The following is a 26,310-nucleotide window of genomic DNA, read 5'->3' as shown; positions in this document are numbered from 1 at the left end:
CTGGTTAAGCGACGGTCAGAGCGAGCCATTGGTTCAGCCTTCTTTGTTCAACCGATCCATTTCAGCCAATAATTCTTCGGTTTTCTTTTCCATCAACGGAATATCTGCCCGCGATTCCACATTCAGACGGACAACCGGCTCGGTGTTGGACATCCGGAGGTTAAAACGCCAGTCGTCGAATTCGATGCTGACGCCGTCCACGTGGCTGACGCTTTTGGCGCCAACGCTGTATTTAGCTTCAATCGCGGCAATAACCTTGGGGGGATCATTGATGGTGCGGTTGATTTCGCCGCTGGCAGGGTACGCCTCGATTCGGGCATCGATGAGTGATGACAGGGTCTGACCGGATTGGCAGAGGCGTTCGGCAACCAGCAACCAGGGGATCATGCCGCTGTCGCAGTAGGCGAAGTCGCGGAAGTAGTGGTGGGCACTCATTTCGCCACCGTACACGGCGTCCTCGTCACGCATTCTCTGTTTGATGAAGGCGTGGCCGGTTTTGCTTTCGATGGCTTCGCCGCCGGCGGCTTTCACCAGATCCAGGGTGTTCCAGGTCAGGCGGGGGTCATGGATGACTTTGCCGCCGCCGGTTTTGCGCAGGAACTGGTCCGCCAGCAGGCCGACGATGTAGTAGCCCTCGATAAAGCGGCCGTTTTCGTCGAAGAAGAAGCAGCGGTCGTAGTCGCCGTCCCAGGCGATGCCCATGGCGGCACCTTCTGCGATAACCGCGTCGGCCGTGGCCGCCCTGTTTTCCGGGAGGATCGGGTTAGGTACGCCGTTCGGGAAATGGCCGTCTGGCTGATGGTGCACTTTGACGAATTCAAAAGGCAGGTACTGTTCGAGTTCGTCGATAACCAGGCCGGCACCGCCATTACCGGCGTTGCAGACAATGGTCAGCGGGCTGAGAGAACCGGCATCGATGTACCCCAGAAGGTGATCAACGTAGGCGCTCATCACTTCCAGGGGCTCGTACCGGCCCTGTTCTGCAGCATCAGCAAAAGGTTCCAGCACCCGATCTCGGATCTCATTCAGCCCATTATCGGAACTGATGGGCCGGGATTCGGGGCCGACCATTTTCATGCCGTTGTGATCTTTGGGGTTGTGGCTGGCGGTCACCATGATACCGCCGTCCATCTTGTAGTGGCTGGTGGCGAAATACACCTGTTCGGTGCCGCACAGGCCGATATCGAACACATCCGCCCCTGCGGCCATCAAGCCGGAGCTAAGCGCTTCAGCAATGTCCGGGCTTGAGAGACGAATGTCGTAGCCGACGATCACTTTCTTCGCGCCGGTTATTTCCACGTAGGCGCGGCCAATTTTCTCAGCCAGGATCGGATTCAGTTGATCCGGCACCCGGCCTCGCAGGTCGTAGGCCTTAAAACATGACAAGTCCATTGTCTGGAATTACTCCGCGGCGGATGATTGAAGCTGGATGTAGTTCTGGACGCCCATCTGGGAAATCATTTCCAGCTGGGTTTCCAGCCAGTCGATGTGTTCTTCTTCGCTATCGAGAATGCTGCGGAACAGCTCACGGCTGGTAAAGTCCTGAACTTCCTCGCAATAGAGGATCGCTTCTTTCAGATCGCTGTGAGCAATTTCTTCCAGCTTCAGATCGCAGGAGATCATTTCCTCGACGTTCTCGCCGATTAACAGCTTGTTGAGATCCTGGAGGTTGGGCAGCCCTTCGAGAAACAGGATCCGCTCAATGAGCTGGTCCGCATGCTTCATTTCGTCGATGGATTCTTCGTATTCCTTGGCGGCCAGCTTGGTGATACCCCAATCCTTGTACATGCGGGAATGGAGAAAGTACTGGTTGATCGCGGTCAGCTCGTTTCCGAGGACCTTGTTCAAGTGCTGGATGACCTTTTTATCGCCTTTCATGATAGGGCTCCCTGATGGCCGAATGTATCAGTCTCTTAGGATAGCCCCTTATCGGACAAGAGAAAAATAGAACCGGACAATCGTGCCGGTCAGGCAGGCTGGGCGAGCATATTGGCCATGGCCAGGTAGTCGGGCGTACGGCTCTCGCGCAAGATTTCGCGGGCGGTGCACGCACAGCGTCCACATTGCGTGCCAACACCCAGCTCTTTGCCAAGCTGACGCATGGATGACACGCCGTTATCGGCAGCTTCGCGAATTTCCCGGTCGGTTACGCCGTGGCAAAGGCAAACGTACATAGCAGTGAATCACCAATGACAATAAAAGTTAGTGATAATTATTGTCATTGGCATCTCGAAATGCAAGCCTTCTGGCTTAATTTTGTGCAACTTTTTGTGTTGCGAGGCTCATGAGCCTCGGGTCAGATTCCGGGAGCCGTTTTCGGTGACCACCACGTTGTCCTCGATACGAATGCCCCCGCATTCCCTCAAACGGCTAATCAACTCGCGGTTCAGGTACTGCCCCAACTCCCCTTCCAGCAAGGGATCCATCAGGGAAGGAATAAAATAGAGACCCGGTTCGATAGTGACCACCATACCGGGTTCCAGCCTGCGGGTGAGGCGGAGAAACGGCGCGTCTTCCGGAGGCGGCGTTGGTTTACCAGCCACATCGTGAACCTGTACGCCCAGGAAATGACCGATGCCATGGGGGAAGAACACACGGGTAATGCCCTTTTCGACAATGTCCTCGTCATCCAGGCCGGTAACCAGACCGGTGGCCGACAGCAGGGCGGCAAGCCCCTGATGCGCCTTGCGATGGATGTCGATGTAGTCCACCCCGGGCGCGACCATGTCGCAGAGCCTGACCTGAAGCCGGTCGAGACCGTGGATCAGCGCTGCGAAGTGCGACTCTTCCAGACCTGCCGTGGTACGGGTGATATCGGAGCAGTAGCCCCGAAAACGGACGCCAGCATCGATCAACAGGCTGCGGGGCTGCCCCGGCGGCTGCGTATCGAAATACTGGTAGTGCAACGTACCGGCGTGCTCGTTCAGCCCGATAATGCTGTGATACGGCGCCTCAGCTTCCCGTTGACGGGTCGCCTGCTGGTAGGCCAGGTTGATGCCAAACTCGCTTTCACCGGCCAGGAACGCCTCCCTGGCGGCGGCATGGCCTTCCAGAGCCAGCCCATTGGCCTGCGCCAGACACTCGATTTCATATTGAGTCTTGCGCACCCGGGTTTCGTCCAATTCCCGGAGCAGATCGTCCGGGTTTGTGTCTCCGGGAATATTACTGATCAGTGCGGGGTCGCCGATCACCGCCAGGCTGTCGGGATCATCCAACAACGGCGCCTCAGGTGAGTCGCTGCTGCGAACCTCGATAAACTGCTGCCAGGGTTCTTCCGCCAGAGGCGAATTGGCGTGCCAGAAATCCACCGGCTCATACAGCCACAGGACGGGTTTGTGCCCCGCCCGAATCCAGAGCCAGCAGTGTTCGCGACCGGCCAGGCCGGTCCAGTGAAGGAACGGACCGTAACCCTGAAAATGCCACGCCTGATCATCACCATAGCGGTATGGCGCGGCGCCGGATGAGATGAGCAGGCTGTCGTAACCATGCTCCGCCAGCGCCGATTCGTATCGGGCCTGCAGTTCTTTGAGGTGATCGATCTGCAGGTGCAACGGGGCATCATCAGGCATAGCCATCTTCCAGTGTTTTCCAGAGGGTTAACAGATCCTCCGAGCGGGTATCCCGGAGACGGATCAGGCGGCTTTCCAGGGGCACGTCCCAGCTCTCATCACCAGCACGCACCAGACTGCCGAATTGTTCGCTTTTTTCGGTCATGCGCCTCGGCAACCAGCCCATGCCGAAACCCTGTTTGACCAGAGCCTTGATACTGGCGGACTGGGTATTCTCATTGAGTGGCAACAGGTTGGCGGTTAGCCTGCTGCGAACAAGATGGCCTTCAATCGCCGATTGCAGGAAACCGCGACTGTGGTAGGCAATCAGCGGTACCGGTTGTTCAGCACTACCCGGCAGGGCAAATCGGGGATGCCCCTGATCGTCAGAAACGCTGACCGGGACCAGGTGTTCACGTGCCAGCACCAGCCAATCGTAACTATCGGCAGTCAGCCTGCCGCCCCAGGGCAGATCCGGATGCCAGTAACACAGGACCAGATCACACTCACCACTGTCCAGCGCCTCCAGGAACTGCTCCCCCACCCAACTGGTAGCGTTCAGGTTTAGCTGCAGACGTTCAGCGATGCCAGCGTCCTGGGCCCAGCTCTGGTAGAAATGGGAAAACAGGCCCTGGGTGGAGCCCACACTGATCCTGGCAGACACCTCGGCTTCAAGGGCGGTAATGCGATCACGGGTATCCCGTACATCCCGGGTAATCCGCTCGCACAGTTCCCGGAATATCTCTCCGGCAGGCGTCAATGAGAGGGGCAGCGTCTGACGATTGATCAGCGTGCTACACATGGCCTCTTCCAGCAGCTTGATCCGTCGGGTGAACGTAGGCTGGCTCACGTGCTGCAATTCGGCAGCACGTGAGAAATGGCGCGTTCGGGCCAGCGCCAGAAAATCTTCCAACCAGCGTACTTCCATGGAGTCCCCTGAGGGTATGTCGTTGTATCGATGCGAGTTCTGCTGCTGGCATCATAGCCTATCGCAGCGGCGCCGTTACAACCGGCCCTCTTCCACCGCGTGGCAGGCAACCTGGGTACCGCCATCCGTGGTGATCAGCTGCGGAATTTCCTGCCGGCATCGCTCGTTGGCATAGGGGCAGCGCCCATGGAACACGCAGCCCGACGGCAGATTCACGGGAGTGGGCACTTCCCCTTTCAGCCGGATGTGGTTGGGACGGTCGTCCTCCAGTTTCGGAATCGCAGAAAGCAGCGCCTGAGTATATGGATGCCGGGGGGCGGAGAACAGTGTTTTTGTATCCGCCAGCTCGCAAACACGCCCCAGATACATCACCGCCACCCGGGTGCCGAAATGCTCCACCACCGCCAGATCATGGGTAATGAACAGTTAGGTCAGCCCGCGGCTTTCCTGGGCGTCCATGAGCAGATTCAGCACCTGGGCCTGGATGGACACGTCCAGAGCCGAGATGGGCTCGTCCGCCACAATGAATTCGGGATCCACCGCCAGGGCCCGGGCAATGGCGATCCGCTGGCGCTGGCCACCGGAAAACTCATGGCCGAAGCGGCTACCCCAGTCCGGATCAATGCCCACCGAATGCATCACTTCGTGAATCTTGTCCCGCACCTGCACCGGCGACCAGTCCGGATGGTGGAACCGAATCGGCTCCTCCAGAGTCTGCTGGATGGTCATACGCGGGTTTAGTGAAGCGTAGGGGTTCTGGAAGACCATCTGCATCTTGCGACGGTAGGACAGAGAATCCTTTTGCTCCAGATTGTCGATGCGCTGACCGTCGTAGTGGATTTCACCGGCGCTGGGCGAGAGCAGGCCCATAACTGTACGGGCCACGGTGGATTTGCCACAGCCGGATTCGCCCACAACGCAGAGAGCCTCGCCCTTCTGCACTTCCAGGTCCACGCCGTTGATAGCATGGACGGCTTCCTGTTTGCGGCGGAAACGGCCACCCTCGAAGGTGATCTGCTCCAGCAGGCTGCCGGACAGGTCAAAGCGTTTCTCAAGACCGCGGATACTTACCAACGGGGAGGTCATGATTCGGCCTCCTGCATGCGTTTCTCCTGCTCAATCAGGTTGGCGACTTCGTAACAGGCCACATTCACATTGCCAGAGCGGACATACTCGGGCATCGCCTGCTTGCACTGTTCGGTGGCGAACTTGCAGCGGGGATGGAACGGACAGCCCGAGGGCACGTTCTTCAGGGACGGCATGGAACCTGGAATCTGGAACAGACGCTCGCCGGGCTCGCCCATCTGGGGCAACGCGTTGATCAGCCCCTGGGTGTAGGGGTGCTGGGCATCGTTAATAATTTCCCGGGTCGGGCCCTGCTCGATGATCCGGCCGGAATACATGACCAGCATCCGCTGGGTCACCTGGGAGACCACGCCCAGATCGTGGGTAATCAGCATCAGCGCCACATTCTCCTGCTCGCACAGGTTCAGCAGCAGGGCAATGGCAATGATCACCCGCTGGCGCATACCCCCTGACAGCTCATGGGGGTATTGATCGAGACGCTTCTCCGGAGAAGGAATCTGCACCTTCTGAAGCCGGTCCAGGGAAATGGCGCGGGCTTCTTTTTTACTGATCTTCCGATGCGCCAGGATGGCCTCGACCATCTGGGTTCCAATGGTAAGCACCGGGTTCAGGGTCATCATCGGATCCTGAAAGATCATGGCAATGCGGTTGCCGCGGATTTTCCGCAGTTCCCGCTCGCTCATGGCCGCCAGATCCTTGCCTTCGAACAGGATCTGGCCGCCGGCAATGTAGCCCGGCTTGGCAATCAGATTGAGGATGGAAAAAGCAGCCACCGACTTGCCGGCACCGGATTCACCAACCAGGCCCAGTCGCTCCCCCTTGTCCAGGTTAAAACTGATGCCTCGCAGGGCCGTCAGGTCGCCGCCACGCACTGCAAAGCGCACATCAAGATCTTTTACTTCCAACAATGCCATGGTGTTACCCCTTGTACAGCCGTGGGTTCATCACATCCCGCAACCAGTCACCCAACAGGTTGATGACCAGAACGAGCACCACCAGCACCAGGCCCGGGATCAGGGTGATCCACCAGGAACCGCTCTGGATGTAGTCAAAGCCGGACTTGATCAGCGATCCCAGGGACGGCTGGGTCTCCGGCATACCAAGGCCCAGGAACGACAGCGCCGCCTCGGAAATGATCGCGTTGGCAATCTGGACCGTGGCAATAACGAAGATTGGCGACAGGGTGTTGGGCAGGATATGCCGGAACATGATCCGACGTGTCCCGAAGCCCATCACCTTGGCCGCATCCACATACTCTTTTTTCTTCTCCGCCAGCACCGAGGCGCGAACGGTCCGCGCAATCTGCGGCCACTCGGCAACACCGATGATGAAGATCAGCATATAGATGGCAATCTCACCAAACATCAGGTTGCCGAAACTGGCCTTGAACACCGCGCCCACGATGATGGCAACCATCAGAGTGGAGAACGACAGCTGAACATCGGCAATGCGCATCAGCACCGCATCCACCTTGCCGCCCAGGTAGCCTGCCAGCAGGCCAAAAAGAATGCCCAGAAACGCCTGCAGAACCACTGCCCCGAAGCCGATCATCAGCGACACCCGGGTGCCGTACAGAATAGTGGACAGCAGATCCCGACCCTGGGCATCGGTACCCAGCGGAAAGGCCGGATCGGCACCGCTCATGCCCACTGGGGGCAGTTCGGAATTCATAATGTTGATCTGCGCCAGATCGTAGGGATCGGCGGGCGCCAGCAGGGGCGCGAACACCGCCGCCAGCACCATCAGCAGCAGCACGGCAAAGCTGACAATCGCCACCTTGTCGCGCTTGAAGCTGTACCAGAAGAAGGACTCGCGGAAGCGGTCCCAGCGGGAAACCGTTGCCGTTGTCATGCTTTCTTTCCTGTCAGTTTGACGGTGGGGTTCACCAGTCCGTAGATCAGATCCACCAGGGTATTGGTAATCACGAAGATCAGGCCCACCACCATGAGGTAAGCCACGATCAGCGGAATGTCGCTGCGGGTAATCGCCTCCAGGAACATCAGGCCCACGCCCGGCCACTGGAACACGGTTTCTGTAAGGATGGTGTAAGCCACCATGATGCCGATCTGCACACCGCCGACGGTGATCACCGGCAGCATGGTGTTCTTGAGTGCATGCAGGAAGTTGATGCGGCCGGCGCTGAGGCCTTTGGCCCGAGCGTAGCGGACGTAGTCGCTCTGCAGCACTTCCATCATTTCGGCCCGGATCAGCCGGATAAACAGCGGCAGCATGATCGAGGCCAGCGACACCGATGGCAGGATCAGGTGCATCAGGCCACCGCTTGAAAAGAAGCCCGATTCCCAGGTGCCGAACAGGTGCGTCAGCTCATCACCACGACCATAGGAAGGCAACCCGCCCTCGGTGGAAAAGAACTCGTTCAGCCACTGGCCCCAGCCGGTCTCTGACGGAAACCAGTTCACGGTAACACCAATGGAGAACAGCTGAATCAGCACAATAGCCGTCAGGAACACCGGGATGGAGATACCCACGGTACTGACGCCCATAAAGAATTTGGATAGCCATGCCTGGGGCCGGATCGCGGCATAGACACCGATCGGCACAGAGAGAAACACAATAATCAGGCTGGCACCGATGACCAGTTCCAGTGTTGCCGGCAGGTGCTCGGCAATCACTTCCAGGGTCGGTTTGCTGTAGAAGTAGGAGTTGCCCAGGTCACCCTGAAGCGCATTGCCCGCAAACCGCAGGTACTGCACCACCATCGGGTCATTTAGGCCAAGCTCGTCTCGAATGGCTTCCCGCTCCTCCTCGGAGACGGACATCCCCACCATTTCCTGAAGCGGGTCCCCGAGGCCATCCTGAATGGCAAAGGCAATCACACTGATCACAAACATGACCAGAAACGCCTGGGAAATCCGCTGAACCAAAAACGCTAACATGGAAAGCTTCCGGATAAGGCTTGCAAACAAAAGGCCGGCACCGGATCACTCCAGCACCGGCCTGCCGTTAGAGGCGATTACTCGATAACCAGGTCACCCAGGTACGGGAAGTTCATGACGTTGAGCACCGGCTCAATCTTCACATTCTTCTTCGAAGCCCAGGCCAGGTCCTGCCAGTGCAGCGGAACAAAGGCGGCGTCGTCATACAGACGCTGCTCCACTTCCTGCAACATGGCCGCGCGCTTGTCCAGGTCGGTCTCGACGTTGGCCTTCTGTACCAGGGCGTCGATTTCCGGGTTGCAGTAGTTGCCGGCGTTGTACTGGCCAGCGCCGCTGTCGGCATCCGGGCAGAAGGTCAGGAACTCGTAGAAGTTGGCGGAGTCCTCGGTATCCGCATGCCAGCCGATCATCATCATGTCCGCCGCACGGTTGTCGTACTCCGGCCAGTACTGGGCCTTCGGCAGGGTTTTCAGATCCACCTTGATGTTGATGCGCGCCAGCATGGCGGCCACTGCCTGAGCGATCTTGTCGTCGTTCACGTAGCGGTTGTTCGGCGCCATCATGGTGATGGTGAAGCCATCCTCATAACCGGCTTCCTTCATCAGTTGCTGGGCCTTGGCCACATCGAAACGCGGTTTCAGGGACTCGTTATAACCCTGGTAGCCTTCTGGGGACATCTGGGCGGCCGGGGTTGCGAAACCCTTCATGATCTTGGCTGCAATGCCTTCCTGATTGACGGCATAGGCGATTGCCTGGCGAACCTTCGGGTTCTTGAAGGCTTCCACACGCTCCTGGTTCATGTGGAACAGGATGATGCGGGTACCGCTCATGGTGACCAGGTTGGCGTTCTTGTCGTTGCGGATACGCTCCAGATCATTGGGCGGAACCGGCGCGATGAAGTCGACGCCACCAGACAGCAGGGCAGAAACGCGGGTGTTGTTCTCCTTGATCGGAGTCAGCACGATCTTGCCGACGTTACCCGGAGACTCGGTGTCCCAGTAGTCGTCAAAGCGTTCGAATTCAACGCGCACACCCTGCTTGCGCTCAGTCACGGTATACGGACCGGTACCCGACAGATTCTCGGACGCGAAGGAGTTGCCATGCTTGAGGATGGCACTCTTGTCCTTGCCGTCTTCGGTCTGGCCGGTGTAGAACTCGCTGTCGAACGGGAAAATATAGGTGGCGGTATTCAGCAGCAGCGGATACGGCTCGCTGGTCACCAGCTCGAAGGTGTAATCATCGATGATGTTAATGCTGCTGAAAGGCTTGAAGATGGCCTTGAAATCCTGGCTCTGCTTCAGGCGATCGAAGGTGAACTTCACATCGGCGGTCGTCAGCTCGTTGCCGGAATGGAACTTAACGCCCTCACGCAGTTTGAAGCGCATGGTGTTTTCGTCAATCCGCTCCCAGCTCTCTGCCAGTCGCGGCTCAAAGCCAAGATCCTTGGTCCAGCGCAGCAGCGGATCGAAGGTCATATGGGACAGTTGAAGGATGCCGCCAGACAGCTGCTCATGAATATCGAGGGTCACGGGGTCGGCGTCGTACGCCATTTTCAGTTCCTTGGTCGCCTCGGCAGAGAGGGCTACCGGTGCCGATGCCAGGGCCATGGAACCGACAAATGCTGCAATCAGTTTTTTCATCGCGTTTTCCGTCGCTGTTTTAGGAATTTTCACGGAACATCGGCGCAGAACGGCGCCGAATGCCTGGCCAACAAGCTAGTCTCGGAAAACACTTAGGGCAATCGAAATTACGACAAGGGGCTATACGCCAGGTGAATGACCTGATTTCGCGCAGACTTACAGCCGGAAAACCAGAGGCAGGATCAGGGCCGTAAACACGCCAGTGAGCCCCATCCCGAGCGAGGCAAAGGCACCGGCGGCGTGACTGATTTCAAACGCCCGCGCCGTGCCAATCGCATGACCATTCAAACCCAGGGCAAACCCGAGGATACGCTCGTCTTTAACCGGCAAAAGCCGCGCAAGCAGGTCAACGAAGAGGGTTGCCACCACACCGGTAATCAGAAGCCCACCCATCATGAGGGGCACGGAACCACCCAATTGCTCCGTTATTCCGATGGCGATAGGCGCTGTTACCGACTTGGGCGCCAGTGACGCCAGCACCTCCGGCGTGGCCCCCAGCGCCCAGCCAATCACAACCGCATACACGGCGGCCATGGTGGCGGCAATCGGCAGGGTGACCACAATCGGGCGCCACATGGCACGGATATGGTGCATCTGTTGGTACAGCGGAATCCCCAACGCCACGGTGGCCGGCCCAAGCAATACCGTCAGCCAGCGCGCGCCCTGCTGGTAATCCTGGTAATCCACCGCCAACGCTGCGATAACACCGGACAACAGGCACGCAGAGAGGACCACCGGCGGCAACCACAGGGGCCGCCCGATGCGGGAAAAAAGCCAGTTGCCGGCGAAGAAGGCACCAAGCGTCAAACCGATCGCCAGGATTGGAGTGGCGGCAAGCGTGTCCGGTAACGCCTGGAAGCGGGCAAAAAATTCACTCACGATCGCTCACTCCCCTGGCGGTCACAGCCTTCATTAACAGCAAAGTCGTCAGAACACTCAGGAAGGTGCCCACCAACAGCGCCGCCGCAACCGCCAGCCACTGGCCCGAGAACTGGTCCGCCGTGAAAAACACCCCCACAACCCCCGGCATGATCAGGAGTACAAGCACCGCAATCAGCCCCTGGCTGGCCCGGGCCAGATCATCACTGACACTGCCTTTAACCATCAGGGTAAACGTAATGACCACCATACCCAGCACGCCGCCACTCACCGGCAACGCCAGAAGCAGGCGCACAGACTCGCCAAGAATAAAAAACAGCACCAGAACCAGAAAACCACGCAACATCGGCATGCGCTTACACTCACCCGGGAAAGAATTGCATTACACTAGCCCAAACCACCACATAGATACCAATGCAGGAAGCCCATGGCGCTCAAAGCAACCATCCACAAGGCGACGCTCAACATTGCCGACATGGACCGTCACTACTACGCGGATCATCATCTGACTGTGGCCCAACATCCGTCAGAAACCGACCAGCGAATGATGATCCGGCTGCTCGCCTTTGCCCTGAACGCCAGCGAGACCCCGGAATTCACCAAGGGGCTGAGCACCGATGACGAACCCGAGCTTTGGCAGAAAGACCTGACCGGCGAGATTGAAGTGTGGATTGAGCTGGGGCTGCCAGAAGAGGATCGACTGAGAAAGGCCTGTAACCGCGCCGGCAAAGTGATCCTGTACACCTATGGCGATCGGGCTTTCCCCGTCTGGTGGGACAAACATCATGGCAAGCTGGAGCGTTTCGACAACCTCACCATCTTTCAACTGCCCGGCGACAGCACCGAAGCCCTGGCCAAGCTCGCCAACCGTTCCATGAGCTTCCAGGTAACCATTCAGGACGGCGAAGTCACCTTCAGCAACGACAGCAATCTGGTGACAATCACCCCGGAGCAGCGACTCATCCAAAGCTGACGCCGGGACTTGCCCGCAGGGGCTGGACAGCGACCCGCTTCGCACGTAAGATTGCGCACTCGAAATCGGCACACCGCTGCCGGCTTTCTTTCCGCCCGTAGCTCAGCTGGATAGAGCGTCGCCCTCCGGAGGCGAAGGTCTCAGGTTCGAATCCTGACGGGCGGGCCATTTACATGGCAAATCAATAAGTTATCACCAAGGCAACACCCTCACCTGTATCGCTCTCGCCTGACCAGTCCGAACACCTCCGATTCAATCAGTGACCTTTGCACGGGAAGACTAAAAGCGGGAATTTGTCTCGATTATTGCGCCTGTGCCCAAATGGTGCCCTGGCAGTGCCCAGTTAATTTAGGTGAATGCATCGCAACCTACCGATGTGACCTTCGCACTGTTTTCACCTGACTCTCTTCATGGCACAGCCGCGCTGCGCCATTCAAGCAGACATTTTCAGCTTTGGTTAGCTCTGAATTTTCAACGAAACCGCGAAAATTAATCTGATCTAGCCCCGGCTTTCCCTCCCTTCTTTGGTCAACAATTCATCGTTCGGTAAGGTCGCAAAGCGAACGTTCAGTCGGAGCGCAAAACCATAATCAATTGTTAGAGATTCGCCAACTATTGCTCATTCTCTAACCGGTCCCAAGCATTTAATCAAACTGCTGGCCTGCCCAGAATCGTTGAACCATTAGACCGGTCTGGTTCTAAACAAGTTGAAAATGAGTTCAAGCAGGTGAAGTATCAACAAAATCTGATGCATTCATCGTTTCATATGGTGTCGAATCAACTTGGACTGAAGGGATGCCACCCAATCCATGTTACTAAGACTGTGTGTTTTCACCCTGGTGATTATCGGGGCTGCTTGCAGTGTCCAATCGCAACCCGTGAACGCTCAAGAGAGCGAAGGCCTGACGGTTAATTTAACCAGCGAGGCCATTGAAGCTGCGGTTATCTCTGAGGGGGCTATTTGGCTGAAACTTACACCAAGTGGAAGTAGCCAACTGGCTGCCACAGCAAAGGACAACCTGGGCAGTCAGGTAATGATCCACGTGCTCGGCCATGAGGCTCTTTCAATGATGGTCGTGCAAGATATGGCATCGGAACGATTGGTCATTAGGAACCCATCACCAGAGCTTAAAGCCGTGCTCACATCATTTATCCGGCACAGCAGGACAACTGTTTTACATCCTTGGTGAACGTTTGCGCACAGAGCTTGAGTCCTTCAACCATGGTCAAATAAGGGAACAAGTCATCGCCGATTTCCTGAACGGTCAAACCTGCTCGTAACGCCATCACTGCCGTTTGGATAATTTCACCGCCTTCCGCTGCGACAATCTGCACCCCAAGCAAACGGCCTGAGTTGCGCTCTGCCACCATTTTAATAAATCCTTGGGTGTCAAAGTTTACTAGCGCACGCGGCACGTTTTCCAAGTCGAGCAGCCTGGTGTCCACGCTATAACCCCGAGCAACTGCTTCGGCTTCAGAGAGGCCAACGGTGGCGACTTGAGGATCGGTAAACATGACCCCGGGCATGGCACTGAGGTCGAGTTTGGCCTCGCCTTCCGTCATGTTGATGGCGGCCCGGCTGCCCCCGGCAGCGGCCACATAGACAAACTGCGGTTGATTGGTGCAGTCTCCGGCAGCGTATATTCCGGGGACCGTGGTTTGCAGATGCTCATCCACCTGAATTGCGTCGCGTGAGGTTTCCACGCCAATGCTCGCCAGGTTCAGGTCCTCGGTATTGGGAGTTCGACCGGTCGCCACCAGCAGTTGATCGGCTCGCAAGGTGCCGGCAGGCGTCTCGACGATGAACTCGTTGTCGCTATAGTCCACGTTGCTGGGCAGGGTCTGGCTAAGCACCTCAATACCTTCGCGCTTGAACGCTGCATCCATAGCTTCCCCGATTGCGGGGTCCTCACTGGACAACAAACGGCTCCGGGCCAAAACGGTAACCTTGCTGGCCAGTCTGGCGAATGCCTGAGCCAATTCCAGGGCAACGAAACCGGCACCAATCACGATCAGCCGTTTGGGAACGGTATCCAGCGCCAAGGCACTGGTTGATGTCAGGTAAGGAGTGTCTGCCAGCCCCGTTATTGGCGGTTCTGCCGGTCTGGCTCCGGTTCCAATAAAGGCGCGATCAAAATGAACCGGTTTTTCACCACCCTCAGCCAACGTGACTAACAGGCTATTGGTGTCGAGAAACCGGGCCTCACCGTTCAGGACTGTGATGTCCTTGTGTTCTCGAAGTATCTTTTCGTACTTGGTGTCACGCAGCTCCTCCACTCGTGCCAGCTGTTGCTGAAGCAGTTTCGCTCGGTCTACCTCAGGAGCCGCAGCACTGATGCCCGCGTCAAAAGGGCTTTCTTTTCGAAGATGCGCGATATGTGCTGCACGAATCATAATCTTCGAGGGCACGCAGCCAACATTTACGCAGGTGCCGCCGACGGTCCCACGTTCAATCAGGGTGACGCGGGCACCGCGCTCTGTTGCCTTCAAGGCAGCCGCCATGGCGGCTCCGCCACTGCCGATTACAGCAATATGCAGTTTTTGGTCATTTTTCACTCGGGAAACTCCTTGGAGCTTTGGAATTGCTCTCGTAGCTGGCGTCATAGTGTTTTTTCCGCCAGAACGCATAGACCGTAAGGCCGATGAATACCGCCAGTGCCGGAAGAAGCACATAGTCGAGATAGCCCGTCAGGGCGGCCAGTCCCACGGTGGACATAAGAATGACCAGAATCGGTGTGAAGCAGCATAGTGCAACCAGAATAGTGCCTACTATGCCAACTCTGAGCAGGTTCTTCGGATTCTTCATTGCCCCTCCGGGGTCGCCTCTGAGGCCGTGGGAGTGGAGGGGTAACCAGCGTCGCTCGTGGCCTCGGTGAGCGCCTCTATGGAAGTGAGCGCATCGTCAAAGGTGACGACGGCTTCTCGATCAGGGTAGCTCACGGAAACTTGCGACACCCCTTCCACCTTACTTAAGGCCAGCTTGACGGTGATCGGACACGCAGAACAGGTCATGTCAGGCACCGAGAGAGTCACTTTTTGAGACGCAGCCCAGGTGGACATGCTGAGCAAAGTGAGGAACATGGCAAGTACAAGCTGTTTACGCATGAGGAAAATCTCCGTTTAGTAGAATAGGGGCAAAATGTAAGGGAACACTAAAGCGACCAGTACCAGAGCCGTAACTACCCAAAAGATCATCTTATAGGTCTTTCGGACTTGAGGGATCGCACACGTTTCACCGGGTGAGCATTGCTCTACAGGGCGATAGATTCGTCGCCAGGCGAGGTACATGGCGACGATGGCCGCGCCAATGAACAGCGGTCGATAGGGCTCCAAAGCTGTCAGATTGCCGATCCAGGCACCGGAAACGCCCAGAGTGATAAGTACCAATGGCCCGAGACAGCAAGCCGAGGCGAGAATTCCAGCAACCCCCCCGACAGCGAGAGAAGCACCTCCGGATTTAGATTTGAATTTCGACATGACGTTTACACCTGTTGCCCATGGACTTGATGAGATAAGGTTACTTCCGTAGTCAAGTACGGAGTCAAGCATCATGTTGGATAAAGCTAATTCACTGACTATTGGCGGCTTGGCCAGGGCGGCCAACGTAAATGTAGAGACGATCCGCTATTACCAGCGGCGTGGTCTGTTATCGGAACCCAAGCGGCCTCCGGGTGGCATTCGACGCTACGGTTTCGCCGATATTGATCGGTTGACCTTTGTGAAAACGGCGCAGCACCTGGGTTTCAGTCTCGATGAGATAAGCGACCTCCTACGGCTGGAAGATGGCACCCACTGTGAGGAAGCCAGTGCGCTCGCCGAGCACAAGCTGAAGGATGTGCGTGAAAAGATCGAAAGGCTGGTCAAAATTGAGATGGCTCTGAGCGATATGGTCAGTCAATGCCACGCACAGCCGGACAGCATCTCGTGCCCGCTCATTGCTTCGTTACATGAGGGAGGTATTGGGACAAGAGGCCAAAAGGGTTAGCTTCTGAACCAATCAACCTCTTGGGTTCTACCCGGTTTCCAAGGACGGCTTTAAAACGTCCGTGGACTTACCCCGGTGCAGTAATTGAAAACCAGAAAGACCTTTTCAGCGCGCGGCTCAAGATGGGATCACCGGACGTATACCGCTTTTTGGTCAATTCGATTGTTTCTGAATGTCCGCTTTTGTTTAGGTGCTGGTCGCAAAGCGAACATTCTGGGGTCAGTTCACGAAACGGAAAAAATTGTACGCTAAGCCTTTGGCATCAATGATATCGACACCATTTTTTCCACAATTCATAAAGTTGCGCAGTAATTAGTCGACGACTGGCCCTTGCTAAATAATTTTCATTTCAGCATGAGTTGTGCTTTAAAAATTCAATTCTGCAACTACACTCATTGGGCGAACAGAGCGAGAAATCCGCCGTTAATTCCAATAGCGGGTACGCGAATGAATATCAGCTCTTAGGGGAATATTATGTTAAATTGTCTATTCACCGCTGAAGAACTAACCCCCCAATAACCCCTGCGCAAAATGCCCAGTAGCAAACGCCAGCCCCGCTGCGGCCGTACCCATGATCAAAGTCCGGAGTCCTGATCGCATTGCTGGTAAGCCATAGACGATACTTTTAAGCATTCCGATACCCAAGAAGACGACGCCTGCCAAACCAAGACTCGTCAGGAACTGAATCTGACTCTCCATACCCGGGATGGCATAAGGCAGTAAAGGTAAAGCACCAACCGACAAAAATGCGGCGAAGGTAGTCAACGCGGCTCGGCGTGGGCTGAGTCCGGCACCCGAGAGTCCGTACTCTTCTCGCAACATGGTTGCTACCCACACATCGGGATTACGACTGATAGCCTCCACTACTTGCTCCAGCAATTCGCCGTCGAATCCCTTCGCCTGAAACAGCTGGCGAATTTCCTCACGTTCACCTTCTGGCACAGCACGGATATGTTCACGTTCTGTGCGTTCAGCAAATTTGATCTGATTCAACTGCGCCTGGCCCGCTTCGTAATTACTTACCGCCATGCTGAAGCCGTCTGCAATCAGGTTTGCAAAGCCGAGTACCAACGCAACCTGTGGCGAGAAACCTGCGCCGAACGCACCCGATACAACCGCAAACGTTGTAACGCAGCCATCGATGCCGCCAAGCACAGCATCTGGTAGCGTCGAGGCCTTAACGGGACCAGCAAGCCGTGCACGAACGGCATTAGGCTGGTGCTCGCTGAGCAGTCTTTCATTTTCTGTGGATGGCATCTTTCAGCTTCCTGTTCAGGACGCGATTTGGTGCTTTGGGATTATAGGCTCAGTTCGACCTTGTCACTTTATCTGTCAATATACATCTTCAAGATAACGTCCCTGGCCTCTCAGAGTTTCAATATCGATGTGCAAGGGTTTGATAATGTCTTCTATAACCTGCCGCACAGCCGCCGCCATATCCCGGCCACCACAGACCAGTATCTGCGCACCGGTGTTAACCATCTGTCGCACGGCTAATTCATCCTGTTTGAGCTTATCCTGCACGTAGGCGCGCTCGTCTGTTCTTGAGAAGGCTGTGTTCAGCCCGCTCAGTCGATGATCCTCAAGATAGCGCCCAAGCTCAGGTTGGTAGAGAAAATCTGACCTGGCATCGCGACCGCCCCAGTACAGATACATAGGGTTGCAACTGGTATTGTTTCTGATGAAACCGGTTAACGGACCAATCCCGGCACCTGCACCGACAAGAATCACTGGTCGGTTACCGGTAGCTGGCCGAAAGCCTGGATTGGGGCGGATGAAGCCATCGATACAATCACCCGGCTTGAGGTCATGCAAATAACCGGAGCAAAGACCGCCGGCCTGCTTACGGACGCATATCTCAACAATTTCGTCATTTGCCGAGGACGCGAGCGAGTAGAACCGCGGGGGTTGACCGTGTGGGGGAATAACCCCCAAAAGGTCTCCCGCCTCGAACGGTGGCAGCGCTTTAAATCTTCTTGGAGAAGCCGTTAGCCATCCGCCCTGCTCCGCCGGTTTGAACCGGAAGATACTGGTGGGCGCCTGAACCGCAATCCCGTAATCCGCCCTTTCTACCAGTTCCAGTTTGACCGTTGCTGGCTGCAATGCACAGTAGTTCAAGAAAAGCGGAGTACCGATAACCTCACCAACCCGGTTTCCCCACTCACTGAATTGCGAGGCAGAACACCGATCAATCAGTTCAATGGCGTGCAAACGGCTGACGCCTTTACCGGCGAGCGCAGCATCCACCGACAAGGCAAACTGACAGAAGTTCGGAAACTGCCGGTCACCAAAACCCAGTACCGTGTATCGCAGGTTCTTCTCAGCCCGGAATTCTTTGAGCCTGGCCATAAACTGCCGGGCCGATGCGGGTGCATCACCATCACCGTATGTCGAAGTCAGCACGAACAGCCTGGAAGCCTGCGGATACTGCTTAGCCAGGGCATTCATCTCGCTGCAATGCACGCGGAAACCGGCCTTATTCAGGCTGCTATGGAGTTCCTGGGCAAATCCCCAGGTGGCATTACCTTCGGAGCCGACCAGAATAATTGTATCCGCCTGAGCGGCATCGGCGTTGTCAGGAAGCTGCCCTGAAGACCGGCGACGCTGCCACCAGATGGTTGCACCTGTTATCGAGAGAGCTGGCACAGTCAGTGCCGCAGCGCCAAGAATCAGGCCAAGCCACCATAGGCCTTCACCGGTGTGCAAACGTACAATCCAGTCCTGCAATACGCCGCTGTCAGAGCGCGGCTGGAACTGCAGCAACTCGCCCGTAGCCTGGTCCACGAATCCGGAGCCGCCGGCGGTTGACAGCGAATAGACGTCCTGCGGATCACCGGGATAGGGAAACACCAGTTCCCGGAGTTCGCCAAGATCGAAATTGCCTAGCGCTTTTAAGGTGCCCACAGGCGATGGTTGCCCGCCCGAGACCTCAGCCGGAAACCCTGGCCCTGTGTCAGGCGCTTCCGGCAGCAAACCAAAGCGCTGTGCCGACATATAGCTACCGGTCAGTGCGGATAACAGTAGGCCGAGCACGGCAAACCGGGCCAGCTCGGCATGGATTCGTTTCCCGCCTGAGCCGGAAAGCGGTCTTAGTATATTCTTCCAACCCCCGGTACGCCGGGCTATCAACAATATTCCCGAAAGACACAGAAGTACCATCAAAGCAGCTAATACGCCGGCCAGCGCTCTACCGGCATCATCCAGCATAAACGCACGGTGCAGGTCCTTGACCCAGCCAAAAAATGCGGAAGGTTCGTAGGGTGCGGTGCCCTCACCTGTTACCGGATTCACCAGATCCGCACCGGCCTGGCCGTCACGGCTGTAATAGACAATGACCTTGCCAGAAGGCTCTCGCACGATCTGCTCAGTCCCGGGATAGTGAGCAACGACCCGGTCTGCCAGCTCGGCAATACTGACTTCACCGGAAGCCGGAATGACCGCTGACACTCTATCCAGCGTCGGAGCCAAAGCCAACACAGCTCCCGTGACCGAGAGAACGATCAGGAACACGCCTGCAAGCAAACCCGGTAAACTGTGGAACTTGCGCAACATAATAGTCGATGCTCCTGGTGAATTATTGAAGCTCGTAGGTCAGAGCGCGCACGTAACCACGTCCTGAAACCGGCTTTCCGGACCCTTCGGTGGTCAGGGGGGCTATCACATCGGCTCTGATATCGCGCATATCTTCAACAGCAGAGTCGACTCGAACCTCATAGCCGTTGTCGATCAGCGAATCATCGAGGTTCAGAGTCACTTTCAGCGTGCGGCCACTGGTAACACTGGCGCCAGTCAAGCCGTCATACTCTGCAGGATCAAGCCCACTGCCCCGGGCCCAGCCTCCCAGGTGTTTGTAGTATTTAGATTTCTTCCCGGAAACCCAAAGGGTACCCTGATACTCTCCGGCGGCATCGGTAAGATACAGCGCCAGATAGGCTCCATCGCCGCCGTAATTCTGTAGTTCCGTAGTGAAGGTCACGTCACGGGCCTGGGCGAATACCGGTAAAGCCAAGGCGGCGAAAAGGCTGCAAGTGAGAACAAACGTTTTCATAAATGGTCTCCAAAAACCTGATGAACGTTAAAGGAACAGGGCAAATTCGCTGAGTTACTCAACGGTAACCGTGGGACGCCCCTTGACGATGCCGTTGCGTGGCGCCTGACTTTTGGGATTGTCCTGTCCATTTTTCCTGTTGCCGCGGTCCCTCTCCTCATCGTCACTGTCTTCACGCTCCCATTTCATCATGGTCAATGAAGCGGGCGCGAAAGAGGCTTCTGCCCTGACCCCATCGGCATCGAGGCCCCGGACTTCATAACAACCGTCGTCAACCTTTATTCGGTGAACTGTCCAGCCTTCGGCTTCCAGCTTTTCACGCAGATTTTCACGGGGCTGCCAACTCGCCACCGGATCATCGCAGTCGTCATCGGCCACTGCGGTACCGCTCAGAAGTAACAAAGACAGGCTCAGAATAATGGGTTTGGTCTTCATGGTGTCTCTCCTGCTGGTTGTGTTAAATCCACTCTAAGGCGCTAACCTGACAACGACCTGAACAAACGAGGCCATTTCAGCGGAACTGAAAAGCTTCTTTATGGAAGCGAGTCAGGCGGAAGGGTGCTGCCCGCAAGCCGTTTCTAATGGCTTCCCCCAGCCCTGCCGGGCCGCAGAACCAGACCTCTGCGCCTGCTGCCGAGCGTCCGTTGGTAGACAACGTCTCGGCAGACAACCTCTGCCCCTTGCTGCTGTCATGAATCTCGAGGTGTATCCCGGGAAAGCCATCGCAAAGCGCCCGAAGTCGATCCACCATGGGATCCTGGCCGGCGTTGCGCGTGCAGTAATGCAGATCGGCTTCAGGCACGGTGGCGTCGGTGGCGCTGCTTAGAGCTTCGAGCCAGGCCAGAAACGGCGTGATCCCGATGCCACCGGCTATCCAGATCTGGTGGGATTTGCGGTTGCGGCGATCGAAGTTAAAACAGCCGTAAGGGCCTTCTATATTTACGGTTTGCCCCACGCTGATTTTTTGGCTCAGATTGCGGGTGAAGTCGCCGAGCGATTTAATGATGAACGTAACCGTGCCATTTTCCCTATCGGCACTGGCAATCGTGAACGGGTGCGCGCCCTCTAGTCGGTCGAAGGTCACAAAGGCGAATTGCCCCGCACGGTGACCGGGCCATGCCGGCCCCATGTGGCAGGTAACTTCGGTGACGTCCCGGTCTGGTGTTTTGATCGCGGTGACCATGCCGCGAACCTGGCGACGACGACCAACTCTGCCGGTCAGGGATAGCCCGCTGGCGATGCTGCCGCCAAAGAGCAAAATGGCCATCAGCACACCGATTGGCTGCTGCCACCATTGCAGCGGAGTAAGCCACGCCGCGTGGAAAGCGAGCAACAGATAAAGCACCGGCATGCCGCGATGCAAATAGCGCCAGTATTTGTAGGGGAACTTGCGCAACAAGGTGATCAGCAGCATGGCGAACAGCAGATAGATGGCGAACTCCCCTACCTCTTCCGCCGCATCGCGCATGGTGTCGATGAACCCGGAATAATCCTGATCGTGCAGCTTGCCGGCTTTTCCGAACACCGACTCTATTACATCGTCACCCATTTCAATCAGCCAATGGGCGGCGGCGAATACCACTGCCAGAATGCCCGCCCATTTGTGGGTGCGATAGATCTGATCCAACCCGCCCAGCGGTCTCTCCAACCAGGCTGGGCGCAGTGCCAACATCATGGCTAGTGACATCAGAGCAATGGATAACAGCCCACTGAGCAGCAGGCTCTGGTCATAGACTGCCCAGGGAGAACCGGCCCCAGGACCTGCAAAGAGGTTCCAGGCCCATAGGCCCAAAACCAACACAACGAAAGGAAAAATCATCCGCATCATCACATCTCCTGCGATCGGTACCTGGAATATTCCCCCGAAGGCTAGCGCCCAAACCTGACAGCCAGCTGAAGGTCGGTGAAGAGAGATCGAAGCGTTATTGACCATTCAGGCTGTTGTCAGGTTCGAGCTGTAGTATCTTGATTTCAGGGCTGGGTCAGAGGTGAACAATGCGGGTTCTTTTGGTGGAGGATACGGCGGGATTGGGCGAGGCGGTCCGGGATCAGATTGCGGACGACGGCCACGCCGTGGACTGGGTGCAAACTCTGCGCTTTGCTGAGGCGAGTATCAGGACCACAGCCTACGACCTGATTCTGCTGGACCTGATGCTGCCCGACGGCCATGGCTTCGGCTTTTTGCGAACGATCCGGGCTACCGGAATAACAACACCGGTGATCATTCTGACCGCCAGGGATCAGGTGTCTGACCGGATTGAAGGATTGAATGCCGGTGCTGACGACTACCTGGTCAAACCCTTTGATCTTTCGGAGTTGTCGGCCCGCGTGGCCGCGGTGGCTCGCCGATATCGCGGCAATCCAAGCCCGATCATACAAGTGGGCGAGCTGATGATTGATCTTGGCGATCACCGCATCAGTCGCAACGGCCTGCCGGTAGAACTTACGGCACGGGAGTGGGCATTGTTTGAGGGCTTTATCCAGCGACCCGGAATGCTGTTATCGCGATCGCAACTGGAGGATCGTCTATACGCTTTCGGGGCCGAAATCGAAAGTAACACCATCGAAGTTTATGTCAGCCGTCTGCGTAAAAAGCTGGGGCGGGACGCTATCGTAACCGTCAGGGGAATGGGCTATCGCCTGGAAACACATGACCACTAGAACCAGCCTGCAAAAAACACTCGGTATCGGCCTGACACTCGGTGTCACCCTACTCTGGCTGTTGGGCGTGACCGCTTCGGGACTGGTGGCACAGCATGAAATGAACGAGGTCTTCGACAGTGCCCTGGAAGAAACCGCCCAGCGCATACTGCCACTGGCGGTCACCGACATCCTGAACCGTGAGAACGGCGCGGGCAATCAAAAGGCCCCAGCCCTGAAAGACCATGACGAATACCTGACCTATCTGGTACGGGACGAAGCTGGAAATATTCTGCTCCAGTCCCACGATGCCGACCCTGGCGTGTTTAGCAGGACCCCCGCGGAAGGGTTTTCAGATACTCTGACCCACCGGCTATATGGCGTATCTGCAGTCAGCTATACCATCTATCTTGAAGTGGCCGAACCCTTGGCGCACCGGCGTGAATCCGCTCTGGAGGCGGGATTAGCCTTACTGTTGCCTTTACTGGTGCTGATTCCGGTCAGCCTGTTGGGTGTCTGGTGGATTGTCCGGCTTTCCCTTCGTAAGGTGGTCGATTTTCAGCAAGACATTGAATCCCGCGGCGCGGGAGATCTGTCCCCTGTTGTAGAAGAGCAGTTACCCCGTGAATTTGAACCAATCGCCGGTGCCATCAACCGGCTGCTTGAGCGTTTGCATCGTGCTCTCGAATCAGAACGCAGCTTTACCGCCAACAGTGCCCATGAACTGCGAACTCCCCTGGCAACAGCGCTTGCCAAAGTGCAGCGACTGAAAACCAGAATGCCCGATGATTATCTCAAGAATGATGTTGCAGAAATTGAAGAAGCGTTACGCAGTCTCTCGGTGCTGTCCGGAAAACTGCTCGAGTTGGCAAAAGCAGAAGGTGGCGGTGCACTCTCACAAAGTCAGCAGGATCTTGTGCCCATCCTCGCGATGATTGCCCGGGATTTTGAGGCCCAGGCACCCGGGCGAGTTGTTTTATCCCTGCCGGAGCGCGAAGTGAACTCCTTTCTTGATCCCGATGCCTTCGCCATCCTGGTGCGTAACCTGATCGAGAATGCCCTTAAGCATGGTTCCCGTAGCGAGCCGGTGAAGATCAACCTGAACGATAATGGGGTTTTAAGGGTCTGCAATGGCGGTGCAAGAGTGCCACCGGAACAGCTCGCTCTTTTAAGAAACCGGTTTGCACGCGCCAAAACGGACGCTGCAGGTTCTGGCCTGGGCCTCGCGATTGCCGATGCGATTGCTAAAGGTGCCGGCATGACCCTGCATCTCAGATCGCCGGCAACAGGACGGCAGGATGGTTTTGAAGCGGAGCTGAATCTGGCATGTATCTGACACTCACCGACATTGTGCTGCTGACGAGCATCATTCAATCGCTGGCTCTTGCCGTTTTTCTCCTACTTCCATCCAACAGTGGGCTCATATCTAACCGACTCCTGGTTGCCACTCTGGTGTTCTTCGCCGCCGGGCTGGGAGAGATCTTCCTCTATGGCAGCGGGCTTGCGCTCCAGTACCCAAACTTCGCCTACCTCGGAACACTCATCGGACTTCTACAAGCCGGCTCGCTCTATCTATATGCGCAATCGCTGATGTATCAGAATTTCCAGTTACGCGGGAAGCATCTCGTGCACACGTTGCTCTTCTGGGTGGTCGGCGCAATTTTTCTGATTGAATATTATTTACAGCCAAGCGAGACCAAAGTTCAGATTCTGCTTGAACGGGACCACCCGGGCGTACTTACCTCTCCCCTTCTTGCAGTCGCTATTCACGCGGTCTTTCTGGGCTACCTGTACGCGACGATTCGTGCGATTAACCGTTTCGGCCTTGGTATTCGACAGATTTTCTCGAGTATTGAAAACAAACAACTTGCGTGGTTACGGACGCTTCTGATCGGCTATGCAGTGGCTTGGACCGTGAGCATGATGTACTGCCTTACAGCGCATGTGTTTAGAAGCGTGCCTGGAACCGAGTGGGTGGCCGGCGCTGGCGCTGTAACGGGCTTCATTTTCATCAATTTTCTGATGATAAACTCTCTTCGCCAACCCGTTGTTTTCTCTGGATTGGCAGCAGACCAGGCCGCCTTGCTGGAAGAAGAGCCCACGCCGCAGTTTGATCAAACTTTAAAGGTCAGGCTCCAACAGTTAATGCACCAGGAAAAGCCCCACTTGCACCCCAACCTGACCCTGGAACAACTTTCACGGAAATTGGGCGCCCCTTCAAGAGAGGTTTCACGGGCCATTAACCAAGGCTTTGGCTGCAATTTCTTTGAGTTCGTCAGTCGCTATCGCATCGACGAGGCGAAATCGCGCCTGGCCGATGCAGCCAATCAGGCAAATATTCTGCAAACTATGTATGACTCTGGCTTCAACTCGAAGTCCGTATTCAACACTGCTTTCAAGAAAGAGACAGGATTTACCCCCAGTGAATATCGCCGACGAGCCCTGCAGGGCGATATCCGACCCTAGCCACGATCCTGAACCTGGCTACCCGGCGTTCGAGTACGCTCTCACCCGATACTGAAACCTCTATCCTTTTGAATTATATATTTTATTTCCAAACCATGGAATCGGTTCGGTTTCGTACCTGAGAACGCTTCTTTGACCTCCCTTCCGTACTCTGATTGCCAAGCGACACCAAACCCGGTGCTCGTGAAGCTCAACGCAATATGAAGAGGTCATGTATGAAAACCAAATTACGCAAAACCGCTGTTCCCGCAGTGGCCGCAGCAATCTTCAGCCTGATGTTTGCCGGTAGCGCCCAAGCTCATTGTGATGCTCTGGACGGTCCCGTGATTACCGAAGCCCGTGCGGCACTGGAGTCAGGCAATGTTAAGCCCTTGCTCAAATGGGTGCCGGCAAAGGATGAGGCCGAAATCAAAAGGGTATTCGCCGATGTGCGCCAAGTCCGCGGGCAAAGCGAAACTGCGAAAAACATTGCCGATCAGCATCTGTTCTCGACGCTCGTTGAGGTTCATCGTGCCTCCGAAGGCGCACCCTTTACCGGCATCAAGCCTTCCGGACAGATTGATCCGGGTTTAATGGCGGCGGATGCGGCGTTGGAAAACGGGCAAATTGATCGCCTCGTGGCAAATATAACCCGCAAGATCGAGAACGGTATTCGTGAGCGTTATCATGAGGCTCAGCGTGCAAGGGCCATGGCTGATCAAAGCAGCGATAAGGGGCGTGCCTTTGTCGCTGACTACGTCAATTACATTCACTATATAGAGGGCGTGCATGGCGCTGCTGGAGGGCAGGGGCACTAATTCCTATCTTCACGCAGACGCAAAGCAGGCTGACGGCCTGCTTTGCCGTTGTATTCATTTCCAGTTTCGCCTTCGGCTGAATTGGTACCATCATTCTATTAAGGCGCATCAAAAAACATAAATGAAGCCAACACCAATCTCCGCTTCATAATCATTCCGGGATATCGGGCAGCCATATTACTAACTGAGGGGCGTGCTGTGTTTTATCTAATTTCGGTATTTCCGCAATTAGAGAAAAAAATTCCAAGCGCCAGGTATGGAAGGCGTATCAGCGCGTTAAATCAAATCGAGGTGCGGCCGGTGTAGATGGCCAGACGATTCAGGACTTTGATCGAGACTTGAGTAAGAACCTCTATCTAATTTGGAATCGGATGTCCTCCGGCAGCTATTTCCCACCGTCCGTCAAAGCAGTTCCAATTCCGA

Annotated in this window: 27 protein-coding genes, 1 tRNA gene and 1 pseudogene; 8 read left to right on the top strand and 21 right to left on the bottom strand. The window is 56.1% G+C overall.

Annotated elements, in window-relative coordinates; all coding sequences use genetic code 11:
* Positions 1-33 precede the first annotated feature (33 nt).
* The 12 genes and pseudogenes from SIC15_RS02475 to SIC15_RS02420 form a co-directional block, all read right to left on the bottom strand.
* Complete coding sequence (locus tag SIC15_RS02475) at positions 34-1,392, bottom strand: phosphomannomutase (protein WP_412537009.1); 1,359 nt, start codon at positions 1,390-1,392, stop codon at positions 34-36.
* Between the two features lie 9 nt (positions 1,393-1,401).
* Entirely contained in the window at positions 1,402-1,878 is a 477-nt protein-coding gene (gene bfr, locus SIC15_RS02470) for a bacterioferritin (RefSeq protein ID WP_209399074.1), read from the bottom strand.
* An 89-nt stretch (positions 1,879-1,967) separates the two neighbouring features.
* Positions 1,968-2,174, bottom strand: a complete 207-nt coding sequence (locus SIC15_RS02465) for a bacterioferritin-associated ferredoxin (RefSeq protein WP_012139146.1) — start codon at positions 2,172-2,174, stop codon at positions 1,968-1,970.
* A 108-nt stretch (positions 2,175-2,282) separates the two neighbouring features.
* On the bottom strand, positions 2,283-3,569 hold the full coding sequence (pepQ, locus tag SIC15_RS02460) for a Xaa-Pro dipeptidase (protein WP_412537008.1): 1,287 nt from the start codon (positions 3,567-3,569) through the stop codon (positions 2,283-2,285).
* A complete protein-coding gene (locus SIC15_RS02455; RefSeq protein WP_412537007.1) occupies positions 3,562-4,476 on the bottom strand; it encodes a LysR family transcriptional regulator in 915 nt (304 codons plus the stop codon). Before SIC15_RS02455 ends, pepQ begins: the two co-directional genes overlap by 8 nt.
* A 75-nt stretch (positions 4,477-4,551) precedes the next feature.
* Positions 4,552-5,562 (bottom strand): annotated as a pseudogene (locus tag SIC15_RS02450) (ABC transporter ATP-binding protein).
* Complete coding sequence (locus SIC15_RS02445) at positions 5,559-6,476, bottom strand: ABC transporter ATP-binding protein (protein ID WP_412537006.1); 918 nt, start codon at positions 6,474-6,476, stop codon at positions 5,559-5,561. Before SIC15_RS02445 ends, SIC15_RS02450 begins: the two are co-directional and overlap by 4 nt.
* Before the next feature lie 4 nt (positions 6,477-6,480).
* Positions 6,481-7,413: an ABC transporter permease gene (locus tag SIC15_RS02440; protein ID WP_014575818.1), complete on the bottom strand. Its 933-nt coding sequence runs from the start codon at positions 7,411-7,413 to the stop codon at positions 6,481-6,483.
* The gene (locus tag SIC15_RS02435; RefSeq protein ID WP_412537005.1) at positions 7,410-8,459 is read right to left on the bottom strand and encodes an ABC transporter permease; all 1,050 of its coding nucleotides are present in this window, start codon (positions 8,457-8,459) and stop codon (positions 7,410-7,412) included. The genes SIC15_RS02440 and SIC15_RS02435 overlap by 4 nt, the downstream gene beginning before the upstream one ends.
* A 77-nt stretch (positions 8,460-8,536) precedes the next feature.
* Positions 8,537-10,099, bottom strand: coding sequence for an ABC transporter substrate-binding protein (locus SIC15_RS02430; RefSeq protein WP_222466015.1), 1,563 nt, complete (start codon positions 10,097-10,099; stop codon positions 8,537-8,539).
* Positions 10,100-10,255: 156 nt separating this feature from the next.
* A complete protein-coding gene (locus tag SIC15_RS02425; RefSeq protein ID WP_136630869.1) occupies positions 10,256-10,981 on the bottom strand; it encodes an LrgB family protein in 726 nt (241 codons plus the stop codon).
* Positions 10,971-11,330 carry a CidA/LrgA family protein gene (locus SIC15_RS02420; RefSeq protein WP_412537004.1) on the bottom strand — a complete coding sequence of 120 codons (360 nt, stop codon included), beginning with the start codon at positions 11,328-11,330 and terminating at the stop codon, positions 10,971-10,973. The genes SIC15_RS02425 and SIC15_RS02420 overlap by 11 nt, the downstream gene beginning before the upstream one ends.
* Before the next feature lie 75 nt (positions 11,331-11,405).
* Between SIC15_RS02420 and SIC15_RS02415 the strand changes: the two genes are divergently transcribed.
* From SIC15_RS02415 to SIC15_RS02405, 3 genes are all read left to right on the top strand, one after another.
* The gene (locus tag SIC15_RS02415; protein ID WP_412537003.1) at positions 11,406-11,951 is read left to right on the top strand and encodes a YaeQ family protein; all 546 of its coding nucleotides are present in this window, start codon (positions 11,406-11,408) and stop codon (positions 11,949-11,951) included.
* Positions 11,952-12,042: 91 nt separating this feature from the next.
* Positions 12,043-12,119: transfer RNA gene (locus SIC15_RS02410), tRNA-Arg, on the top strand.
* 641 nt (positions 12,120-12,760) lie between these two features.
* The gene (locus SIC15_RS02405; RefSeq protein WP_273167690.1) at positions 12,761-13,141 is read left to right on the top strand and encodes a hypothetical protein; all 381 of its coding nucleotides are present in this window, start codon (positions 12,761-12,763) and stop codon (positions 13,139-13,141) included.
* Here SIC15_RS02405 and merA read toward each other — a convergent pair.
* Genes merA through merT form a run of 4 tightly spaced genes read right to left on the bottom strand, consistent with a single transcriptional unit; the run spans position 13,101 to position 15,428 of the window.
* Entirely contained in the window at positions 13,101-14,555 is a 1,455-nt protein-coding gene (merA, locus tag SIC15_RS02400) for a mercury(II) reductase (RefSeq protein WP_412537002.1), read from the bottom strand. The genes SIC15_RS02405 and merA overlap by 41 nt on opposite strands.
* Positions 14,497-14,757, bottom strand: a complete 261-nt coding sequence (gene merF / locus SIC15_RS02395; protein WP_014575810.1) for a mercury resistance system transport protein MerF — start codon at positions 14,755-14,757, stop codon at positions 14,497-14,499. The genes merA and merF overlap by 59 nt, the downstream gene beginning before the upstream one ends.
* Positions 14,754-15,056 (bottom strand): mercury resistance system periplasmic binding protein MerP, encoded by a 303-nt coding sequence (gene merP, locus SIC15_RS02390; RefSeq protein WP_062785075.1) that lies wholly within the window; start codon positions 15,054-15,056, stop codon positions 14,754-14,756. The genes merF and merP overlap by 4 nt, the downstream gene beginning before the upstream one ends.
* Before the next feature lie 15 nt (positions 15,057-15,071).
* Positions 15,072-15,428, bottom strand: a complete 357-nt coding sequence (merT, locus tag SIC15_RS02385) for a mercuric ion transporter MerT (protein ID WP_273167695.1) — start codon at positions 15,426-15,428, stop codon at positions 15,072-15,074.
* 73 nt (positions 15,429-15,501) lie between these two features.
* Here merT and merR point away from each other — a divergent pair, with 73 nt between their 5' ends.
* Positions 15,502-15,936 (top strand): Hg(II)-responsive transcriptional regulator, encoded by a 435-nt coding sequence (gene merR, locus SIC15_RS02380; RefSeq protein WP_412537001.1) that lies wholly within the window; start codon positions 15,502-15,504, stop codon positions 15,934-15,936.
* Positions 15,937-16,440: 504 nt separating this feature from the next.
* Here the strand turns inward: merR and SIC15_RS02375 are convergent.
* The 5 genes from SIC15_RS02375 to SIC15_RS02355 all read right to left on the bottom strand — a co-directional run bounded on the left by SIC15_RS02375 (position 16,441) and on the right by SIC15_RS02355 (position 21,812).
* Positions 16,441-17,193 (bottom strand): VIT1/CCC1 transporter family protein, encoded by a 753-nt coding sequence (locus tag SIC15_RS02375; protein ID WP_011784790.1) that lies wholly within the window; start codon positions 17,191-17,193, stop codon positions 16,441-16,443.
* 75 nt (positions 17,194-17,268) lie between these two features.
* Entirely contained in the window at positions 17,269-19,488 is a 2,220-nt protein-coding gene (locus SIC15_RS02370; protein WP_011784789.1) for a PepSY domain-containing protein, read from the bottom strand.
* Between the two features lie 22 nt (positions 19,489-19,510).
* Positions 19,511-19,984, bottom strand: a complete 474-nt coding sequence (locus SIC15_RS02365) for a DUF2271 domain-containing protein (protein ID WP_011784788.1) — start codon at positions 19,982-19,984, stop codon at positions 19,511-19,513.
* 54 nt (positions 19,985-20,038) lie between these two features.
* A complete protein-coding gene (locus SIC15_RS02360; protein ID WP_011784787.1) occupies positions 20,039-20,419 on the bottom strand; it encodes a PepSY domain-containing protein in 381 nt (126 codons plus the stop codon).
* A 76-nt stretch (positions 20,420-20,495) separates the two neighbouring features.
* Positions 20,496-21,812, bottom strand: a complete 1,317-nt coding sequence (locus SIC15_RS02355) for a ferric reductase-like transmembrane domain-containing protein (protein WP_011784786.1) — start codon at positions 21,810-21,812, stop codon at positions 20,496-20,498.
* Positions 21,813-21,979: 167 nt separating this feature from the next.
* On the opposite strand from SIC15_RS02355, the gene SIC15_RS02350 reads away from it, so the two are divergent.
* The 4 genes from SIC15_RS02350 to SIC15_RS02335 all read left to right on the top strand — a co-directional run bounded on the left by SIC15_RS02350 (position 21,980) and on the right by SIC15_RS02335 (position 25,887).
* Positions 21,980-22,645: a response regulator transcription factor gene (locus SIC15_RS02350; RefSeq protein WP_011786648.1), complete on the top strand. Its 666-nt coding sequence runs from the start codon at positions 21,980-21,982 to the stop codon at positions 22,643-22,645.
* Complete coding sequence (locus SIC15_RS02345) at positions 22,635-23,960, top strand: ATP-binding protein (RefSeq protein WP_019677803.1); 1,326 nt, start codon at positions 22,635-22,637, stop codon at positions 23,958-23,960. The genes SIC15_RS02350 and SIC15_RS02345 overlap by 11 nt, the downstream gene beginning before the upstream one ends.
* Positions 23,951-25,090 carry a helix-turn-helix domain-containing protein gene (locus SIC15_RS02340; RefSeq protein WP_011784783.1) on the top strand — a complete coding sequence of 380 codons (1,140 nt, stop codon included), beginning with the start codon at positions 23,951-23,953 and terminating at the stop codon, positions 25,088-25,090. Before SIC15_RS02345 ends, SIC15_RS02340 begins: the two co-directional genes overlap by 10 nt.
* A 215-nt stretch (positions 25,091-25,305) precedes the next feature.
* Positions 25,306-25,887, top strand: coding sequence for a DUF6448 family protein (locus SIC15_RS02335; RefSeq protein WP_011784782.1), 582 nt, complete (start codon positions 25,306-25,308; stop codon positions 25,885-25,887).
* Positions 25,888-26,310 lie beyond the last annotated feature (423 nt).

The sequence above is a fragment of the Marinobacter sp. MIT932201 genome, assembly GCF_047123295.1.
GTDB lineage: Bacteria > Pseudomonadota > Gammaproteobacteria > Pseudomonadales > Oleiphilaceae > Marinobacter > Marinobacter salsuginis.
Note: the sequence above shows the minus strand (reverse complement) of the source record. Positions and strands in the feature narration are given on the sequence as shown.

Excerpts from the sequence above, each read along its gene's own strand:
- SIC15_RS02475 (WP_412537009.1), bottom strand. The coding sequence starts at position 1,392 with ATGGACTTGTCATGTTTTAAGGCCTACGACCTGCGAGGCCGGGTGCCG.
- bfr (WP_209399074.1), bottom strand. The coding sequence starts at position 1,878 with ATGAAAGGCGATAAAAAGGTCATCCAGCACTTGAACAAGGTCCTCGGA.
- SIC15_RS02465 (WP_012139146.1), bottom strand. The coding sequence starts at position 2,174 with ATGTACGTTTGCCTTTGCCACGGCGTAACCGACCGGGAAATTCGCGAA.
- pepQ (WP_412537008.1), bottom strand. The coding sequence starts at position 3,569 with ATGCCTGATGATGCCCCGTTGCACCTGCAGATCGATCACCTCAAAGAA.
- SIC15_RS02455 (WP_412537007.1), bottom strand. The coding sequence starts at position 4,476 with ATGGAAGTACGCTGGTTGGAAGATTTTCTGGCGCTGGCCCGAACGCGC.
- SIC15_RS02445 (WP_412537006.1), bottom strand. The coding sequence starts at position 6,476 with ATGGCATTGTTGGAAGTAAAAGATCTTGATGTGCGCTTTGCAGTGCGT.
- SIC15_RS02440 (WP_014575818.1), bottom strand. The coding sequence starts at position 7,413 with ATGACAACGGCAACGGTTTCCCGCTGGGACCGCTTCCGCGAGTCCTTC.
- SIC15_RS02435 (WP_412537005.1), bottom strand. The coding sequence starts at position 8,459 with ATGTTAGCGTTTTTGGTTCAGCGGATTTCCCAGGCGTTTCTGGTCATG.
- SIC15_RS02430 (WP_222466015.1), bottom strand. The coding sequence starts at position 10,099 with ATGAAAAAACTGATTGCAGCATTTGTCGGTTCCATGGCCCTGGCATCG.
- SIC15_RS02420 (WP_412537004.1), bottom strand. The coding sequence starts at position 11,330 with ATGCCGATGTTGCGTGGTTTTCTGGTTCTGGTGCTGTTTTTTATTCTT.
- SIC15_RS02415 (WP_412537003.1), top strand. The coding sequence starts at position 11,406 with ATGGCGCTCAAAGCAACCATCCACAAGGCGACGCTCAACATTGCCGAC.
- SIC15_RS02405 (WP_273167690.1), top strand. The coding sequence starts at position 12,761 with ATGTTACTAAGACTGTGTGTTTTCACCCTGGTGATTATCGGGGCTGCT.
- merA (WP_412537002.1), bottom strand. The coding sequence starts at position 14,555 with ATGACGCCAGCTACGAGAGCAATTCCAAAGCTCCAAGGAGTTTCCCGA.
- merF (WP_014575810.1), bottom strand. The coding sequence starts at position 14,757 with ATGAAGAATCCGAAGAACCTGCTCAGAGTTGGCATAGTAGGCACTATT.
- merP (WP_062785075.1), bottom strand. The coding sequence starts at position 15,056 with ATGCGTAAACAGCTTGTACTTGCCATGTTCCTCACTTTGCTCAGCATG.
- merT (WP_273167695.1), bottom strand. The coding sequence starts at position 15,428 with ATGTCGAAATTCAAATCTAAATCCGGAGGTGCTTCTCTCGCTGTCGGG.
- merR (WP_412537001.1), top strand. The coding sequence starts at position 15,502 with ATGTTGGATAAAGCTAATTCACTGACTATTGGCGGCTTGGCCAGGGCG.
- SIC15_RS02375 (WP_011784790.1), bottom strand. The coding sequence starts at position 17,193 with ATGCCATCCACAGAAAATGAAAGACTGCTCAGCGAGCACCAGCCTAAT.
- SIC15_RS02370 (WP_011784789.1), bottom strand. The coding sequence starts at position 19,488 with ATGTTGCGCAAGTTCCACAGTTTACCGGGTTTGCTTGCAGGCGTGTTC.
- SIC15_RS02365 (WP_011784788.1), bottom strand. The coding sequence starts at position 19,984 with ATGAAAACGTTTGTTCTCACTTGCAGCCTTTTCGCCGCCTTGGCTTTA.
- SIC15_RS02360 (WP_011784787.1), bottom strand. The coding sequence starts at position 20,419 with ATGAAGACCAAACCCATTATTCTGAGCCTGTCTTTGTTACTTCTGAGC.
- SIC15_RS02355 (WP_011784786.1), bottom strand. The coding sequence starts at position 21,812 with ATGATGCGGATGATTTTTCCTTTCGTTGTGTTGGTTTTGGGCCTATGG.
- SIC15_RS02350 (WP_011786648.1), top strand. The coding sequence starts at position 21,980 with ATGCGGGTTCTTTTGGTGGAGGATACGGCGGGATTGGGCGAGGCGGTC.
- SIC15_RS02345 (WP_019677803.1), top strand. The coding sequence starts at position 22,635 with ATGACCACTAGAACCAGCCTGCAAAAAACACTCGGTATCGGCCTGACA.
- SIC15_RS02340 (WP_011784783.1), top strand. The coding sequence starts at position 23,951 with ATGTATCTGACACTCACCGACATTGTGCTGCTGACGAGCATCATTCAA.
- SIC15_RS02335 (WP_011784782.1), top strand. The coding sequence starts at position 25,306 with ATGAAAACCAAATTACGCAAAACCGCTGTTCCCGCAGTGGCCGCAGCA.